We start from the raw sequence: 16,771 nt of genomic DNA, 5'->3' as shown, positions 1-16,771 counted from the left end.
AGGTCCGCCACGCTGTGCACATAGCCATACTCCACCAGCTTGTCGATATAACGCTCGCCCAGGCCATCGATATCCATCATGCGCCGGCCGGCAAAATGCTGGATAGCCTGGCTGCGCTGCGCCTGACAGGACAGTCCGCCGGAACAGCGGGCAATGGCTTCGCCTTCTTCGCGCACCACATGACTGCCGCATACCGGGCAATGGCTGGGCAGGCGATAGGCCGGGTACTGCGGTTCTTCACCCTGGCTGAACAGGTCGCCACCGGCTTGCGGGCGCATCGGGCGGCGCTCCAGCACCACGGCCACCACTTCGGGAATCACATCACCGGCACGGCGCACGATGACGCTGTCGCCAACGCGTACATCCTTGCGCCGCACTTCGTCTTCGTTGTGCAAGGTGGCGTTGGTCACCGTCACCCCACCGACAAACACCGCTTGCAAGCGTGCTACCGGGGTGATGGCACCGGTGCGCCCCACTTGCTCCTCGATGGCTTCCACCAGGGTGATGGCCTCTTCGGCCGGGAATTTGTGGGCAATGGCCCAGCGCGGCGCGCGCGACACAAAGCCCAGTTCCTCTTGCAAGGCGCGGCTATCCACCTTGTACACCACGCCGTCAATTTCGAACGGCAGCGCCGGACGGCGCTGCATGACCGTTTCGTAATAGCTGGCCAGGCCTGCCGCACCTTCCACTACCGGGCGCAAGTCTGCCGCCACCACCGGAAAGCCCAGCTGCTGCAGCCAGTCCATTTCTGCGGCATGTGTGGCGGGCCAGCTGGCACCTTCCACCTGGGCTATGGCATAGGCGAAAAAAGACAGCCGGCGCTGGGCGGTAATGCGGGAATCCAGCTGGCGCAGACTGCCCGCCGCCGCATTGCGCGGGTTGGCAAAGGTCTTGTCGCCACGGGCCAGTTGCTCGGCATTCAGGCGTTCGAAGTCCCGCTTGAACATCAGCACTTCACCACGCACCTCCAGCAAGGCCGGTGGCTGGCTGATGGCAAGTTTCAGGGGAATGGACTGAATGGTGCGGATGTTTTCCGTCACGTTTTCGCCGCTAATCCCGTCGCCACGGGTTGCCGCCTGCTCCAGCACGCCGTCACGGTACAGCAGGCTGATGGCCAGACCGTCAAACTTGGGCTCGGTGGCATAGCGGATCACCGGCTCGCCCAGCTCGCGGCGGATACGCTCGTCAAACTGGATCAGCTCGGCATGGCGCAGGTCAAAGTCAGCGGCCTGCATGTCGGAAAAGGCATTACCCAGCGACAGCATGGGCACGCGGTGGGTGACCTGGCTGAATGCCGGCAATGGCGCCCCCCCCACCCGCAAGGTGGGAGAGTCGGGGGTTTTCAGTTCCGGGTGGGCGTCTTCCAGCGCTTGCAATTCACGGAACAGCCGGTCGTATTCGGCATCCGGGACGCTGGGAGCATCCAGCACATAGTATTCGTGGCCATAGCGCGTCAGCAGTTGACGCAAGTCGCTGGCACGGGCAACAAGATCGTTGGTACTCATCACGTGGTCTCAAACAGAAAAAGGCCGGCATGAGCCGGCCTGCGTGCAATGGGTATCAGGCAAACAACCTGAGGGCAGCCACGCTGCCCGGCGCAATGCCCCGGTCATCCATGCTGCTGTAAATATGGACGAGTTGGTCACGGATGCGGGCCAGCCCCACATCGGACAGCACCCGGCGGTTGTCATCCACCAGCTGGGCATCAAACTCCGCAGCCAGTTGCTTGGCAAACAGCACGGCGCGGTCGAATACATCCACCCCGCCAGCGACACGCGGCACGTCGAACAGCAGGGTGAGCGCCGGGAAGGATTTGTCCAGCAGGGTATGGAAGGTGAAGGGCATCTGGTCTGCCGCCATCAGCGAATACAGGGTATTGCCGGAGTCGGCCAGATAGTGGAATGCGCCATCCGGCTCCAGCTGCAGGCCGCCGGCCTCGACGAAGCTGCGCAGGCGGGTGCCTTCCACAGCCACACGTGGCACCACGTTGATGCCGATCAGCACGTCCACATCGGCGCAGAAACGGTCCAGTTCGCGCGCGGCCACCAGCTTCTGCTGGCGTTGCGGGAAGCTGACTGCTGCATCGTGTTCTTCGGCAAAGCGGGAAACCTGCTGGCAAAAGCCGGCCAGTTCCGGTTCGGTGACGGCACCGCTGCGGTCCACCATCTGCATGCCGATGTTGATCTGCTTGTAGCGGGTACCCGGCACTGCTTCGGCCGGTTTCCACAAGCCCTTTTCGGTGCGGCCGATGATGTGGGTGCGCTTGCCTACATTGAAACGCGGCATGGCGGCCAGTTCGTGCGGCTCGTGGAAAACCACCTCGGCGATGAAGTCCAGCGAGGGGTCAAGCAAGGCTGCGACCAGTGCCTGGTGATCGGCCGATTCGAAGCCGCTATTCTCTTCGTCATCACGCGCGGGCAAGGGCATGGGTTCGGGCTGCGGCACCGGGCGTTCGACCGCTGCGGGCATGATCAGGCTGGTATCTTCCGGAATTTCCGGTTCGAATGGTTCGTCGTCGTATGCCGCCGGAACATGGACGCTGTCAGCCAGCACCGGTTCCATACGGTCGGCACGCACACCGTCACGCACGTTGTTTTTAGGGACATTCAGCAGTACGTCGTCATGAGGGCGCGCAAAAGCCTGGCTGGCCTTCTTGCGAAAGCGCCACTCTTGAAAAACATTGAATCCGAACACCAGGGCAATCACTGCCACGCCCAATATCAATACACCAATCTGCAATTCGCTCATTAGGCCGTCCGCGTTAAGGCGAATAATTTGCCAATAGTATAACGAAAGCGGGCCCGTGCAGGCTATGTCTGGCGCAAACTTGCAGCGTTTGTGCGCTTAACCGCCGGTCATCGACATGATACGGATGAGTTTGCCCGGCTTTTCGCGGAATTCGTGGCGCTCGGGTTTCAGTTCGATCGCCTCCCGGATAGCCATTTCCAGTCCGGCATCGCTGATCCCTGCCCGTAACAGCGGGCGTAGTGCGAAGCGTTCTTCCTGGCCAAGGCACATATAGAGTGTGCCATCTACTGACAGCCGTACCCGATTGCAAGTTGCACAGAAGTGCTGGGATATCGGCGTAATCACCCCCAGGGTGAAAGCACCATCGGCACTGCGCCAATAGCGGGCAGGACCTCCGCCCAGCTCCAGGCTTTGCGGTAGCAGGTCAAAGCGCTGGCGCAGTTGCTCCAGTACGGGCTGCAAATCCAGGTAACTGGTGTTGCGACCGGTATCGCCCATCGGCATGGCTTCAATCAGCCGCAGGATAAAGCCGTGCTCGATACAGAAACCCACCATGGTTTCAATATCGGCCTCATTGATGCCTTTCATGGCGACCATATTGATCTTGATCGGAGAGAGGCCCGCCGCCTTGGCAGCCTGCAGGCCAGCCATGACCTGCGGCAGACTGTCCTGCCCGGTGATGCTGTTGACGCATTCGCGGCGCAAGGAATCCAGACTGACATTCACCCGGTTGACTCCCGCCGCATGCAAGGATTCCGCATGACGCGCAAGCTGGGTGGCATTGGTACTGAGCGAGAGGTCCTGCAACCCGGGCAGCGCAGCCAGGCTGGCCGCCAGCTGCGGCAGGTTGCGCCGCAACAGGGGCTCGCCTCCGGTCAGGCGGACCCGACGCGTACCCAGACGGACAAACGCGGCCACCACGCGGGTGATTTCCTCAAAGGTCAGCCAGTGCTCCGGTTCTTCGAAGTCCTTGAATCCTTTGGGAATGCAATAACTGCAGCGCAAGTCGCAACGGTCGGTCACTGACAGGCGGAGATAATCGATACTGCGGCCAAAACGATCCTGCAGAGTGTTCATGATGTTGCTGCCGGGTTGTAGGGTGTTAAACCGATTGCACACAAACGGATAGTATTCAGAATAGCGATTTCTTTTCCTTGCCGACAGTCATCAGGAATTATTTTCGTTTAGTACAGTCAATCTGCGCCGGGATGCAGCTGTGGCGTTTTTGTTGCTACGACGAGAATTATTCTCGAATGGCTTGTTATTTTGTACTAACAAGAACTATACTGATCAAAACAAAGGTTGCATCATGCCTCATGCTAACAAGGAGCTGTCCCTGTCTGTCATTCGTGAATTGGCCCGGACTTACCAGGCATTCGAACAATTATCGGCCTTCCACATCCGGCAGATGGATCTCACCCCGCCACAATTTGACGTTGTGGCGACCTTGGGGAATACACCCGGGATGAGCTGCAAGGAGCTGTCGGAAAAAACGCTGATTACCAAGGGCACGCTGACGGGTGTCATTGACCGTTTGATCGACAAGGGCATCGTCACCCGCTGCACGCTGGAGCAGGACCGTCGCAGCGTGATGGTGGCTCTGACAGCGCAGGGCGATGCTTTGTTCCAGCAGGTTTTTCCGGCTCATCTTGCATTCATGAAGCCTGCATTTGAGTTGCTGGAGCCTGCCGACATGACTGAGCTTTGCCAGCAGCTGGCCCGCTTGCGCGCAGCCTTCAACCAAGTACTGGAGCAAAAGAAAAATGAAACCGAATGAACGCTACGCGCCGCCAGCCATTTTGCTGCACTGGCTGATTGCCGGCCTGATCATTGCCACCTTCATCTGGGGGCTGGTGGTGTCCGACATGCCGCTCTCCCCGGCCAAGTTCAAATATATCGCCTGGCACAAATGGGCTGGCATCTCGGTTCTGGCCCTGGTTGCCGTGCGGCTACTGGTTCGTTTGTTCAAGCGCCCGCCGGCGCTGCCGGCCCATATGAACAGCATGGAACGTTTGCTGGCACACGGTGGTCACCTGGCTCTCTACCTGCTGATGTTTGCCGTGCCGCTGACCGGCTGGCTGATGAGCTCCGCCTATGGCTTCCCGGTGGTGCTGTTCAAACTGGTGCCATTGCCGGATCTGGTGGCACAGGACGAACAACTGGCCGCCACGCTGAAAACCGTGCATGAAACCCTTAACTGGCTCATGGCAGCCTGTGTGGTCGGCCATGTACTGGCAGCAGTGAAACATCATGTGGTGGACAAGGACGGCATGCTCTATCGCATGAGCCTGCGCGGCCCCCGTCAATAAAACCGTTAACTGGAGCAAGAATGCGCATGCAACAACTGAAACTGATGGCAGCAGCCCTGATTGTTGCCGCCCCGCTGACCCAGGCCGCCGCACTGGATGCCGGCAAGAGCCAGATCAACTTCACCATGAAACAGCTGAATGTTCCGGTGAATGGCAGCTTCAAGAAGTTCAGCGGCAATGTGGTGCTGGACCTGAAAAAGCCTGAAGCAGGCAAGGCGGACATCACCATCGACACAGCCAGCATCAGCCTGCCCACTGCAGAAGCCGTGGGCGAGTCCAAAAAAGCCGACTGGTTCAATGTGGCCAAATTCCCCACTGCGCGCTTTGTCAGCAGCAGCATCAAGCCGCTGGGTGGTGGCAAATTGCAGGTTACGGGCAAGCTGACCATCAAGGGCAATACCCGTGATGTGACTGCGCCGTTCACCGCACGCCAGGAAGGTGGTCTGACCGTGGTGGAAGGTGTACTGCCGGTTTCGCGCCTGGCTTACAAGATTGGTGAGGGCGACTGGGCCGATACCGGCACAGTGGCTGATGAAGTGCAAATCAAGTTCAAAGTGGCCATTCCGGCCAGCAAATAAACACTCAGGAGAGTTGAAGTCATGATGAAGAAAGCCCTGTTCGCTGCCGTGTTCTCTGCCATTGCAGGTGCTGCCGTTGCAGCTCCGGTAAGCTATAGCGTTGATCCGACCCACACCGTGGCCCAGTACGATGTGCGCCACCTGGGTTTCTCGGTACAGTCCGGTGTGTTCACCAAGGCCGCCGGCACTGTAGTGCTGGATACCGAAGCCAAGAAGGGTGCTGTTGATATCACCATCGATACCAACTCCCTGCAAACCTATCTGGCCGCCCGTGACAACCACCTGAAGAGCAAGGATTTCTTCAACGTGGCCCAGTTCCCCACCATCACCTTCAAGTCGACCGACCTGAAGTTTGCCGGTGACAAGCTGACTGCCGTGAATGGCAACCTGACCATTCTGGGCGTAACCAAGCCGGTTACCCTGACCGTTACCAACTTCGGCGGCGGCAAGAACCCGATGAGCGGCCAGGAAACCTATGGTGCCAACGCAGAAACCACCATCAAGCGTAGCGATTTCGGCATGAAAACCTTCCTGCCGGCCATTGCTGACGACGTGACCCTGAAAGTAGCCATCGAAGCTGTCAAGGCTCAGTAAGCAGCAACAGGTCTCATAAGGAAAAAACCCGCTACGGCGGGTTTTTTCTTGCCCAGCAAATGTACGTTCAGACAGCGTCTGCCGACTGCTGCAAGAGTGGTGGAAGACAGCGCAACACCCACTGCCGCTGCTGGTCGTAGGCATGTGCCAGCTGCAACACCGCCATGTCGTCATGTGGCCGCCCGATGATCTGCAAGCCCATGGGCAAACCCTGACTGCCAAAGCCGACCGGTACATTCATCACCGGCAAACCAGCCATGGTGGGACCAATCACCACCTCCATCCAGCGGTGATAGCTGCTCATTGCTCGCCCGGCAATCATCCGTGGCCAATGCTGTTCCAGTGCGAAGGGGTAAACCTGGGCACTGGGCAAAAGCAGGAAGTCGTAGTTCTCGAACATACGCAGCACGGCGCGATACCAGTCGCTGCGGATACGGGATGCGCGGTAGACATCCAGCGCAGTCAACTGCAAACCGCCTTCTATCTCCCACAGCAATTCAGGCTTGAGCTGGCAACGGCGTGCCGGGTCCTGATAATCGGCATACAGGCTGCCAGCCATCAGCCAGTGGCGGTGCACCTCCCAGCTTTCCCACAAGCTGGATGGATCAAAATCGATAGTGCAGGCCTCCACGGAACAACCCAGCGCGGTGAAATCGGGCAGCACAGACTCACATTGCGACAACACACCCTGCTCCATCGGCAAATAACCATTCCAGTCTCCCAGCCAGCCCAGGCGACAAGCACGGAAATCACGCCCCAACGCCTGCTCGTGCAAGGTCCGGGCGGAGGACAGCGGTGCGCGCGGATCCGGCCCCATCTGGGTGCGTAACAAGGCAAGGATGTCCGGAACATTGCGTCCCATCGAACCTTCGGTAGCCAGTTGCTGCAAGAACAACTCCGGAGACGGGCCTAGTGGCACCGCTCCCCAGCTGGGGCGAAAGCCGAATACATTGTTGAATGCCGCAGGATTTCGCAGGGAACCCATCATGTCGCTGCCATCGGCCACGGGTAGCATGCGCAAGGCCAGGGCTACCGCAGCGCCACCACTACTGCCTCCGGCGCAGCGACCAGGATCGTAGGCATTACCAGTGGCGCCGAACACGGCATTATAAGTATGCGAACCGGCACCGAACTCGGGCGTATTGCTCTTGCCGATGACAATGGCACCAGCGCTACGCATGCGCGCCACCATGATGCTGTCCGCTGCAGGAACATGATTCTGATACAAGCGCGAACCCATGGTGGTGGGGATGCCCTGCGTGGCGGACAGGTCCTTGATGGCTTGTGGCATGCCGTGCATCCAGCCACGCGACTTGCCGGCATGCAGTTCGGCATCACAGTGTGCAGCCTGTTGCAGCAAGTCCTCTTCAGCCTGCAAGGACACCAGCGCGTTGACCCGGGGATTGAGCAAGGCGATATGGGACAGATAAGCCTGCATGACCTCGATGCAGGAATAGTGGCGCTGATGGATGGCATCTGACAATTCCAATGCATCCAGCGCCACGATCGGATTGAGAGAGGATGTACAGGCCAGCATGAAAACTCCTGAAAGATAGATGCAAATGCAGTTAAACCGCAGAAAGCGACGACCGAGGGCTACACATCAACTGCGAATAGCAAACAGCGCAACGCCATGATCGCGGTACAGCCCGATATGCCGGATGGGCCTCGCACACGCAGTGTCAGGACGGATGCTGGCCAACAGGAATAGCGTCTGGCCGTGGCTGCGTCCCGGCCTCTGCTTTTGGCAGGTAGTAGCAGGCCACCACACCCAAGGCTGTGGAAAACAACAGATAGTAAACAGGGGCAATGGGTGAACCGGTGGCGCCGGACAGCCAGGTAACGATGAATGGCGCAAATCCGCCAAAGAGCATCACGGCCAGGTTGTAGCCGATGGAAACCCCGGTAGAACGCACCTTGACCGGAAATAACTCCGAAACCGCCGTGGGCGCCGGGCCAAAACTCAGGCCCAGCAAGGTGCAGAACAGCAGTTGAACCAGAAACAAACGCTCGATTCCGGGTGCGGCTGCCAACCAGGAAAAGCCGGGATAGACCGCCAATAGCAAGCCGACATAAGGCCAAAGCAGCAATGGGCGGCGCCCGATGCGATCCGACAGGGCACCAGACAGCGGAATCAGCACTGTCATCCAGGCGACAACCAGCATCTGAATGGAAAACACCTGATCCAGCGGCAAGCCGAACTGGCGATGCGCATAAGCTGGCATGTTCACCAGCAATACATAGAAAGCAGCGGTTCCGGGTATGGTGAGTCCGATGGTGAGCAGGATCTGACGACGATTCTGCTGCAAGGCAGCCGGCATGCTGGGGGCTTCATCGCTGCTCCCGGCTTGTGCGGCATCGACGAACGCCTCGGTTTCATCCATGTAGCGGCGTATCCACAAGCCCACCGGGGCAATCAGCAGCCCCACGACAAAAGGCAGCCGCCAGCCCCAGTTCTCCAGTTGGCCCTGATCCAGATTGTGGGTAATCAAGGCCCCCATTCCTGCGCCGCCCAGAATGGCCAGCATCTGGCCAACCAGTTGCCAGGAACCATACAAGCCACGTTGATGCGGTGGAGCCGCTTCAACCAGAAATGCCGTAGCGCTGGCGTATTCGCCGCCGGTGGCAAAACCCTGCAGCAAGCGGGCCAGCACGATGAGAAAGGGTGCGGCAATGCCGATTGCAGCATAGGGTGGCGCGCAGGCGATCAGCAGCGAAACCAGCGCCATGATGGCCATGATCAGTTGCATGGCGGCCTTGCGGCCTTTGCGATCGGCATAGATGCCCAGCAGCACCCCACCGACTGGCCGCATGAAGAAGCCGACCCCGAAAGTGGCGGTTGCCATCAGCAAGGAAATGAATTCATTGCCATCTGCCGGGAAAAACAGTTTGGAAATGATGCTGGTCATGAAGCCGTAGACAATGAAGTCATACCACTCCAGCGTATTACCGATAACGGCGGCAAGAATCTGTCGTTTGCGGGAAACCGGTTTATGCGTACTGTTCACCTTGCCACCTCCAGCCAGCTGATTGGACTATTGCTCCAGGCCGACAGCGCACAAGCATCGAACAGGAACAAGCGGACGAAACAGTCCTGCAAGGTAGAGAGGGATCAAATCGTATGCTACTGGCCTATCTGCCAAGCCCAGAGCAGCCATGCGCAAGCGGACTGACTGCAAATCAGGCAGGAATGGTCAGCAAGGGATTGATATTGAAAACAAACAGATGTGGACTCGCCTGATTGGCGAGCACCATTTCAGGGACTGCGCGCACCGGCAGTAGCCGGTAGCAAGAACAGGAAGAATCAGGATGAGCAGGCTCAAGCCGTAGGGGTTTGAGCCTGTAGCAGAAATCAGCTGTTGCGCGATGCGTGCTTGCGCTTTTCCTTTTCGCTGAGCATGGCCTCGCGGGCGGCAGCCTTCTGGGCTGCCAGTTCCTTGGCGCGTTTTTCCCACACCACCCATTCTTGCGGACGTTCCAGCGTGATGCGACCGGTATTGCCATCGCGAAAATCGGTGAGCACGATTTCAGCCGCTTTCTGGATATTGACGCGACCGCCGCCCAGCATGGCACCACGCTTGCGGCCTATCATTTCCAGCACCTGCCAGTCCTGCAGGCCATCCACATCATCCAGCTTGTAGCGGGCGGTCAGTTCAGGGACATAGTGTTGCAGCAGGTATTTGAGCAGCTCCAGCGACACTTCTTCCTCGTCCATGGCATTGCGGCCAACGGCACCACTGGCGGCCAGATTGTAGCCACCTTCTTCCACTTCGATCTTGGGCCACAGCATGCCGGGGGTGTCGTACAGCTCGACGTCATCGGCCAGGATAATGCGCTGCTCGTTCTTGGTGACGCCAGGCATATTGCCGGTCTTGGCTATCTTGCGGCTGCTCATGCTGTTGATCAGCGTGGACTTGCCGACATTGGGAATACCGCAAATCAGTACACGCAGCGGCTTGTCCAGCCCGCCACGGTTGGGTGCCAGTTCGCGACAGGCTGCCACCAGCTTTTGTGACGGCGCGCGCTCGCCGGCATCCAGGCCAATGGCCTGGGTCTGCTTTTTGGCGCGATACCATTCCAGCCACTGGCTGGTGATGGCGGGGTCGGCCAGGTCTTGCTTGTTGAGGATCATCAGGCGCGGCTTGCCCTTGGCCATGCGCGCCAGCATCGGATTGGCGCTGGACGCCGGCAAGCGCGCATCCAGCATTTCGATGACCACATCGATTTCTTTCAGGCGCTCCATCACATCTTTGCGCGCCTTGTTCATGTGGCCGGGAAACCATTGAATTGCCATGCTTTAACGCTTTCTTAACGGGTCCAGTAAATAACTCAGTCCATTGTGGTCTATCTCCTGCATCAATTGCAGCAGACGTCCGATCTCACTCTTGGGAAAACCCTCGCGGGCAAACCAGTTGAGGTAATTGCCGGGCAAATCACAAATCAGTACACCCTGGTGTTTGCCAAAGGGCATTGCGGTGGTAACCAGACGCTGCAGATCTTCTTGTTGCATGCTTTCAGACCGGACTGAAGGAGGCGCATTGTGCCAAAGGCTGCCATTTTACGCCACAGCCTTGTTTTGTCGGACTTTTATTGTCGAGTTGCCGGATTTGACCTGCGACAAGTGCCGTTGTCATTTTTCTGTCGAAAACGGGCGTGGACGGGATAGCATGATGGCCATTCGTTACCGGGGTCTGGTCGGTTCCGATTGCGACCGCAATGCGAAGTCAGTTCAGTGATAGCGACGTAGGTTCTTTAGCGCAGGCAGCGTGCCCATGCATGCTGGCACATGGCAGCAGGGGTAGCCTGCTTTCGCGCTCAAGGCCTCTTTGGGCAGCCCGCTCTGGTTGCCCTTCTTTTTTTGCTCAGTGCGGCAGTGCCTTGCCGTCATTCAAGGCCAGAATGCCGCGCAATACCCGGTACAGCCCCCACAGCCAGGTCAGTCCCCAAATGGCCAGACCAACAAATATCCATACCAGTGCATAGCCGACAATTGTGCCCAGCAAACAGAACCAGAAAGTGCTGATTTGCCAATCGAAATGGCTTTCGTACAGCGTTCCCTGACAATCATCGCGCTTGAGATAATTTATGATCACCGCCACCACCATGGGCAGACCGGTAAACAGACTGATGCCTTGCAAGATATAAACCAGCAAGGTGAGATTGTTCAGCCGGCGCTCATCGTCGCGAGTGAATAAATCCATGCTTGTCTTTCAGTTGCTGGCCGGGGCCTGCAGGCGCTGCCACAGCGGCTGCAAGCGGTCGCGGCATTGCTGGGCGGCCAGGCGCGATGCCATGAACAAGGATTGCATGCCATGCGCCACACCAACCATGCCGCTCATGCGCTGGCGGCTCCAGCCCTGCAACATGCCCCGATTACGCTGGGGAGCAGTCAACAAAACCGGTGCAGCCGTGGGCAGGGTCATGTGCAGCTGATCAGACAGCATCCGCAGGCGGCGGTTGGCTTCGTCCAGCAGGCTCAGCTCCGGCAGCGTAACCGCAACATGACTCAAGGCGAGGACGGCAATACGGGCAGCCAGCCAGTCGGCTTCGTCGGCGAAGCGACTGGGCGAACGAGTGCTTTTGCTGCGCAGCGAAGACAGCAACATGGCCAGGGCGCGGATGTCCGGCAGCAGGGATTCCAGTACCGGGGTGGCGGAAGTCTGATCGTGGTGCTGCAAGGTGTGATACAGGCTGTCCGTCTGCGGGGCGATGGTGTTGGCCAGCGCCTCACCATCGGTCAACAGGGTTACGGACCATACGGCGCCGTCCAGCACCAGATTGGCGCTTTCTCGGGCGATTTGCCTTGCATCACTGACTTCATTCATGACCTGGATCTCCAGTCTGCTTGCCTGGGTGGGTCCGGCGCCTGCTTTGTCTGGAAATAACAAATGCCGCCGGATTGACCGCGGCGGCATTGTTCGGGTTTGTTCGTTCTCTGTTACTTTTTACTGCTGCAGAGACGCCCCTTGGAGCCGCCGTGATGTGCGGTACCAATAAAAATAGGCGTTAAAGACTGCGGAAAAAGTAATCATGTCGACCATCCTGCCAACAAGGGCAGTGGGCTGTCAAGGCAGAATGCAAGAAATCGTTGCATTGCACAAAAAAACCCGGCCAAGGCCGGGTTTTTGCAACAGCAATACTGCGCGCTGCTTACATATTGGGATAGTTGGGACCGCCACCACCTTCCGGGGTGCACCAGTTGATGTTCTGGCTGGGGTCCTTGATATCACAGGTTTTGCAATGCACGCAGTTCTGCGCATTGATTTGCAGGCGCGGGCTGCCCTCTTCCTGACCGACAATTTCATACACGCCGGCCGGGCAGTAGCGCTGTTCGGGTGCATCATACTTGGCCAGATTGAAGCTGATCGGCACGCTGGCATCTTTCAGCTTCAGATGCGCGGGCTGATCTTCGCTGTGATTGGTATTGGAAATGAACACCGAGGACAGGCGGTCGAAGGTCAGCACCCCATCCGGCTTGGGATAGTCAATGCGCGTGCATTCGCTGGCCGGGCGCAGGGCTTCGTGGTCGGCATGTTTATGACGCAGCGTCCACGGGGCCTTGCCACGGAACAGGAAGGTGTCGATGGCCGAGTAGATCATGGCCGGCCACAGGCCCCAGCGGAAGGACGGGCGGATATTGCGCACCTGGTGCAGTTCTTCGTGCAGCCAGCTTTGCTTGAAGCTGGCCGAGTAAGCGCTTGCTTCCAGCCCCTGGGCTTCCGGATTGGCCTGCAGCAAGGCAAACACGGCATCGGCCGCCAGGATGGCGGACTTCATCGCGGTGTGCGTGCCCTTGATCTTGGGCACATTGAGGAAGCCGGCGGTATCGCCTACCAGCAAGCCACCGGGGAAGGTGAGCTTGGGCAGACTCTGGATGCCGCCTTCGGACAGGGCGCGCGCGCCATAGCTCAGGCGACGGCCACCCTCGAACACCCCCTTGATGGCCGGGTGGGTCTTGAAGCGCTGGAATTCCTCGAACGGCGACAGGTAGGGGTTGGTGTAATCCAGCCCCACCACATAGCCCACCACCACCTGGTTGTCTTCCAGGTGGTACATGAAGGAGCCGCCGTAAGTTGCGGTATCCACCGGCCAGCCCACGGTATGGGTGATGGTGCCGGGCTTGTGGTTTTCCGGTTTGACTTCCCACAATTCCTTGATGCCGATGCCGTAGGTTTGCGGGTCGGCACCGTCACGCAGGCCAAAGCGCTCGAACAGCATCTTGGTGAGCGAGCCGCGACAGCCTTCGGCAAAAATGGTCTGTTTTGCCCACAGCTCCATGCCGGGTTCGCCCGGCTGGTCGCCGTTCTTGCCGGTGCCCATGGCACCGGTGGCCACGCCCTTGACCGAGCCGTCGGCATGATAGAGCACTTCTGCGGCGGCAAAACCGGGGTAGATTTCCACACCCAGGGCTTCGGCCTGCTCGCCCAGCCAGCGGCAGAAATTACCGAGGCTGACAATGTAGTTGCCGTGATTGTGCATCTGCGGCGGGGTCGGCAGCTGGATGGACTCGGTTTCCGTCAGGTAGAGGAAACGGTCGGACAGCGCCGGGGTATTCAGCGGTGCACCTTTCTCTTTCCAGTCCGGGATCAGCTCGGAAAGCGCCCCGGTTTCGATCACGGCACCGGACAGGATATGTGCGCCGATTTCCGAGCCTTTTTCCAGCAGACAGACACTGATTTCCTGGCCGTTCTGTTCGGCCACTTGCTTCAGGCGAATCGCGGCAGACAGCCCGGCAGGGCCGCCGCCGACGATCACCACGTCGTATTCCATATAATCGCGTTGCACCACATCTCCTTTGCGCCCGGAGGGCTGTCCTTATTAGCTGGCAGTCATCATGCAATGAAGCAGCCACGCTCGTCAAAATCAAACAAGCGTTTAAACGGTGCCTTGCTCACGCAGTGTGGCAATCGTGGCAGCGTCGTAGCCCAGCGCGCGCAGTACGTCGTCGGTATGTTCACCCAGTTTGGGAGGGGCCTGATTGTACTCGACCGGCGTACCGGAAAGTTTGATCGGACACCCTACCAGGGGCACATTTTGCCCCACACTGTCCTGCATGTGTATTTCCATGCCGCGATGGCGAATCTGCGGATCGCGGAAGGCCTCGTCCACTGTGTTGATCGGGCCACAGGGCACTCCAGCCTCATCCAGCCGTTTCAGCCATTGTTCGCGGGTATTGCCCATGAAGGCTTCGGCCAGCAAGGGTACCACGCTGTCGCGATGCTTCACCCGTTGCGGATTGCTGGCAAAGCGTTCGTCATCAGCCAGTGCCGGCAGGCCGATGACCTGGCATACCGCACGGAATTGCTTGTCGTTGCCGCAAGCCAGAATGAAATGGCCATCGGCGCAGGCAAACACCTGATACGGCACGATGTTGGCGTGGGCATTGCCCAGCCGTGGCGGCACTTGCTGGCCAATCAGCCAGTTCATATTGATATTGGCCAAGGACGCCAGCGCGCAATCAAACAAGGCCATGTCAATGTACTGGCCCTTGCCACTGCTCTGGCGCGCAATGATGGCCGCCAGAATGGCATTGCTGGCATAGATGCCGGTGAACAGGTCGGTGACCGCCACGCCCACCTTGTGCGGTTCGCCATTGGCGGGGCCGGTGATGCTCATCAGGCCGGACATGCCCTGCACGATATAGTCGTAGCCGGGCAGCTCGGCATAAGGGCCATCCTGACCGAAGCCGGTGATGGAGCAATACACCAGCCGCGGATTGAGCTGGCTGAGGCTGTCGTAGTCCAGCCCGTATTTTTTCAGCCCGCCCACCTTGTAGTTTTCAATCACCACGTCGGCATCGCGTGCCAGCGCACGGACAATTTCCTGCCCTTCCGGCTTGGTGATATCGACAGTTACCGAGCGCTTGCCGCGGTTGGCACACAGAAAGTAGGCCGCCGTGCCATCAGGCAAACTGGGCGGTGCCCATTGTCGGGTATCGTCACCGGCACCGGGACGCTCCACCTTGAGCACTTCGGCACCCAGATCGGCCAGCAACTGGCCTGCCCACGGCCCGGCCAGTACCCGGGAAAGATCCAGAACCTTGATGCCTGCAAGTGCGCCCGCCATGGTGTTCTCCTGATTGATTCGTTAGTGGCCGTCTGGCGGCCGGATGGACAGTGTGATGCCGCCGCTTAAGCAGCCACATGACAGTGTTCACCAAAAAAAGGGCCCGGTAAGCACCGGGCCTCGCAAGGACAGACAGGAACCAACAACGGGGGCAGGTGGAGCCACACCCCCGCTGTGCTATCAGGCAAATGCCTGAATACCGGTCTGGGCGCGGCCCAGAATCAGGGCATGCACATCGTGCGTGCCTTCATAAGTGTTGACGGCTTCCAGGTTCATCACGTGACGGATGACGTGGAATTCGTCGGCAATACCATTACCGCCGTGCATGTCGCGGGCGATGCGGGCGATGTCCAGCGACTTGCCGCAGTTGTTGCGCTTGATCAGCGAAATCATTTCCGGCGCGGCCTTGCCTTCGTCCAGCAAGCGGCCCACACGGATGGCAGCCTGCAAGCCCAGGGCGATTTCGGTCTGCATATTGGCCAGTTTCAGCTGGATCAGCTGGGTAGCAGCCAGCGGGCGGCCAAACTGCTTGCGGTCCAGCGTGTACTGGCGTGCAGCGTGCCAGCAGAACTCGGCGGCACCCATGGCACCCCAGGCAATGCCGTAACGGGCCTTGTTCAGGCAGCCGAACGGGCCTTTCAGTCCTTTCACGCCCGGCAGGATGGCATCTTCCGGCACCAGCACTTCGTCCATGACGATTTCACCGGTAATGGAAGCGCGCAGGCTGAACTTGCCGTGAATCTTCGGTGCGGACAGGCCTTTCATGCCCTTTTCCAGCACAAAGCCGCGGATTTCGCCTTCGTCATCCTTGGCCCATACCACGAACACATCGGCCACCGGGCTGTTGGTGATCCACATCTTGCTGCCGGACAGCACATAGCCGCCATCGACCTTGCGGGCGCGGGTTTTCATGCCGGCCGGGTCGGAACCGGCATCCGGTTCGGTCAGGCCAAAACAGCCTACCCATTCGCCGGTGGCCAGCTTGGGCAGGTATTTGTCTTTCTGTGCTTCCGAGCCGTAGGCCCAGATCGGGTGCATCACCAGGCTGGACTGCACGCTCATGGCCGAGCGGTAGCCGGAGTCGACGCGTTCCACTTCACGCGCCACCAGGCCGTAGGCCACGTGGCTGAGGCCGGCACAGCCGTAGCCGTCGATGGTGCAGCCCAGCAGGCCCAGTTCGCCCATCTCGCTCATGATTTCGCGGTCGAAGCGTTCTTCACGGTTGGCCGTCAGCACGCGCGGCAGCAGGCGGTCCTGACAGTAGGCTTCGGCAGTCTGCTGGACCAGGCGCTCTTCTTCGGTCAGCTGGTCGGCCAGCAGGAAGGGGTCTTCCCAGGCAAAGGGTGCGCGGCTGTTGGATGCGGCCATCGAGAGTTCTCCTTGATTAGCTTGTTCCGCATTGCGGAATTGCGTTTTACATTGCAGAATAGACTAGCAACTCCAAAATCGGCTGTAAAGCGTTTTCTTTTACCGGCG

The 16,771-nt window shown here is 59.1% G+C and carries 16 protein-coding genes; 4 read left to right on the top strand and 12 right to left on the bottom strand.

Annotation, left to right across the window (positions count from 1 at the left end):
- From ligA to moaA, 3 genes are all read right to left on the bottom strand, one after another.
- Positions 1–1,505, bottom strand: a 1,505-nt coding sequence (gene ligA / locus JHD62_RS14690) for an NAD-dependent DNA ligase LigA (RefSeq protein ID WP_199103548.1), incomplete at its 3' end; no start/stop codon positions are given.
- A 55-nt stretch (positions 1,506–1,560) separates the two neighbouring features.
- On the bottom strand, positions 1,561–2,748 hold the full coding sequence (locus JHD62_RS14685; protein ID WP_045846789.1) for a cell division protein ZipA C-terminal FtsZ-binding domain-containing protein: 1,188 nt from the start codon (positions 2,746–2,748) through the stop codon (positions 1,561–1,563).
- Positions 2,749–2,844: 96 nt separating this feature from the next.
- The gene (gene moaA, locus JHD62_RS14680; RefSeq protein WP_199103547.1) at positions 2,845–3,825 is read right to left on the bottom strand and encodes a GTP 3',8-cyclase MoaA; all 981 of its coding nucleotides are present in this window, start codon (positions 3,823–3,825) and stop codon (positions 2,845–2,847) included.
- Between the two features lie 139 nt (positions 3,826–3,964).
- On the opposite strand from moaA, the gene JHD62_RS14675 reads away from it, so the two are divergent.
- The 4 genes from JHD62_RS14675 to JHD62_RS14660 are packed head-to-tail and all read left to right on the top strand — an operon-like array spanning position 3,965 to position 6,229.
- Positions 3,965–4,525 carry a MarR family winged helix-turn-helix transcriptional regulator gene (locus JHD62_RS14675; protein ID WP_370541067.1) on the top strand — a complete coding sequence of 187 codons (561 nt, stop codon included), beginning with the start codon at positions 3,965–3,967 and terminating at the stop codon, positions 4,523–4,525.
- A complete protein-coding gene (locus tag JHD62_RS14670) occupies positions 4,512–5,057 on the top strand; it encodes a cytochrome b (protein ID WP_199103545.1) in 546 nt (181 codons plus the stop codon). The genes JHD62_RS14675 and JHD62_RS14670 overlap by 14 nt, the downstream gene beginning before the upstream one ends.
- A 26-nt stretch (positions 5,058–5,083) precedes the next feature.
- Positions 5,084–5,635: a YceI family protein gene (locus tag JHD62_RS14665; RefSeq protein WP_233160963.1), complete on the top strand. Its 552-nt coding sequence runs from the start codon at positions 5,084–5,086 to the stop codon at positions 5,633–5,635.
- A 21-nt stretch (positions 5,636–5,656) separates the two neighbouring features.
- Entirely contained in the window at positions 5,657–6,229 is a 573-nt protein-coding gene (locus JHD62_RS14660) for a YceI family protein (protein WP_045846784.1), read from the top strand.
- 67 nt (positions 6,230–6,296) lie between these two features.
- Here the strand turns inward: JHD62_RS14660 and JHD62_RS14655 are convergent, their stop codons facing one another.
- The 9 genes from JHD62_RS14655 to JHD62_RS14615 form a co-directional block, all read right to left on the bottom strand.
- The gene (locus JHD62_RS14655) at positions 6,297–7,766 is read right to left on the bottom strand and encodes an amidase (protein WP_199103541.1); all 1,470 of its coding nucleotides are present in this window, start codon (positions 7,764–7,766) and stop codon (positions 6,297–6,299) included.
- Positions 7,767–7,911: 145 nt separating this feature from the next.
- Complete coding sequence (locus JHD62_RS14650) at positions 7,912–9,237, bottom strand: citrate-proton symporter (RefSeq protein ID WP_199103539.1); 1,326 nt, start codon at positions 9,235–9,237, stop codon at positions 7,912–7,914.
- A gap of 344 nt (positions 9,238–9,581) precedes the next feature.
- Positions 9,582–10,523 carry a ribosome biogenesis GTPase YlqF gene (gene ylqF, locus JHD62_RS14645; protein ID WP_131355981.1) on the bottom strand — a complete coding sequence of 314 codons (942 nt, stop codon included), beginning with the start codon at positions 10,521–10,523 and terminating at the stop codon, positions 9,582–9,584.
- A 3-nt stretch (positions 10,524–10,526) separates the two neighbouring features.
- Positions 10,527–10,739, bottom strand: a complete 213-nt coding sequence (locus JHD62_RS14640) for a DUF3820 family protein (RefSeq protein ID WP_045846780.1) — start codon at positions 10,737–10,739, stop codon at positions 10,527–10,529.
- A gap of 352 nt (positions 10,740–11,091) precedes the next feature.
- On the bottom strand, positions 11,092–11,430 hold the full coding sequence (locus tag JHD62_RS14635; protein ID WP_199103537.1) for a hypothetical protein: 339 nt from the start codon (positions 11,428–11,430) through the stop codon (positions 11,092–11,094).
- A gap of 9 nt (positions 11,431–11,439) precedes the next feature.
- The gene (locus JHD62_RS14630) at positions 11,440–12,054 is read right to left on the bottom strand and encodes a hypothetical protein (protein ID WP_199103535.1); all 615 of its coding nucleotides are present in this window, start codon (positions 12,052–12,054) and stop codon (positions 11,440–11,442) included.
- Between the two features lie 325 nt (positions 12,055–12,379).
- Positions 12,380–13,999 (bottom strand): electron transfer flavoprotein-ubiquinone oxidoreductase, encoded by a 1,620-nt coding sequence (locus tag JHD62_RS14625; protein ID WP_199103558.1) that lies wholly within the window; start codon positions 13,997–13,999, stop codon positions 12,380–12,382.
- Between the two features lie 105 nt (positions 14,000–14,104).
- Positions 14,105–15,295, bottom strand: a complete 1,191-nt coding sequence (locus JHD62_RS14620) for a CaiB/BaiF CoA-transferase family protein (protein WP_199103534.1) — start codon at positions 15,293–15,295, stop codon at positions 14,105–14,107.
- Positions 15,296–15,475: 180 nt separating this feature from the next.
- On the bottom strand, positions 15,476–16,663 hold the full coding sequence (locus JHD62_RS14615; protein WP_062786581.1) for an acyl-CoA dehydrogenase: 1,188 nt from the start codon (positions 16,661–16,663) through the stop codon (positions 15,476–15,478).
- Between the last annotated feature and the right edge of the window lie 108 nt (positions 16,664–16,771).

The organism is Aquitalea sp. ASV11, from assembly GCF_016429185.1.
Lineage (GTDB): Bacteria > Pseudomonadota > Gammaproteobacteria > Burkholderiales > Chromobacteriaceae > Aquitalea > Aquitalea pelogenes.
This window is presented reverse-complemented; position numbering and strand designations above follow the sequence as displayed.

Bases quoted from the DNA above. Each gene is read 5' to 3' on its own strand.
- JHD62_RS14660 (WP_045846784.1), top strand. From the start codon at position 5,657: ATGATGAAGAAAGCCCTGTTCGCTGCCGTGTTCTCTGCCATTGCAGGT.
- JHD62_RS14655 (WP_199103541.1), bottom strand. From the start codon at position 7,766: ATGCTGGCCTGTACATCCTCTCTCAATCCGATCGTGGCGCTGGATGCA.
- JHD62_RS14670 (WP_199103545.1), top strand. From the start codon at position 4,512: ATGAAACCGAATGAACGCTACGCGCCGCCAGCCATTTTGCTGCACTGG.
- JHD62_RS14640 (WP_045846780.1), bottom strand. From the start codon at position 10,739: ATGCAACAAGAAGATCTGCAGCGTCTGGTTACCACCGCAATGCCCTTT.
- JHD62_RS14620 (WP_199103534.1), bottom strand. From the start codon at position 15,295: ATGGCGGGCGCACTTGCAGGCATCAAGGTTCTGGATCTTTCCCGGGTA.
- JHD62_RS14685 (WP_045846789.1), bottom strand. From the start codon at position 2,748: ATGAGCGAATTGCAGATTGGTGTATTGATATTGGGCGTGGCAGTGATT.
- moaA (WP_199103547.1), bottom strand. From the start codon at position 3,825: ATGAACACTCTGCAGGATCGTTTTGGCCGCAGTATCGATTATCTCCGC.
- JHD62_RS14665 (WP_233160963.1), top strand. From the start codon at position 5,084: ATGCAACAACTGAAACTGATGGCAGCAGCCCTGATTGTTGCCGCCCCG.
- JHD62_RS14630 (WP_199103535.1), bottom strand. From the start codon at position 12,054: ATGAATGAAGTCAGTGATGCAAGGCAAATCGCCCGAGAAAGCGCCAAT.
- JHD62_RS14625 (WP_199103558.1), bottom strand. From the start codon at position 13,999: ATGGAATACGACGTGGTGATCGTCGGCGGCGGCCCTGCCGGGCTGTCT.
- ylqF (WP_131355981.1), bottom strand. From the start codon at position 10,523: ATGGCAATTCAATGGTTTCCCGGCCACATGAACAAGGCGCGCAAAGAT.
- JHD62_RS14615 (WP_062786581.1), bottom strand. From the start codon at position 16,663: ATGGCCGCATCCAACAGCCGCGCACCCTTTGCCTGGGAAGACCCCTTC.
- JHD62_RS14635 (WP_199103537.1), bottom strand. From the start codon at position 11,430: ATGGATTTATTCACTCGCGACGATGAGCGCCGGCTGAACAATCTCACC.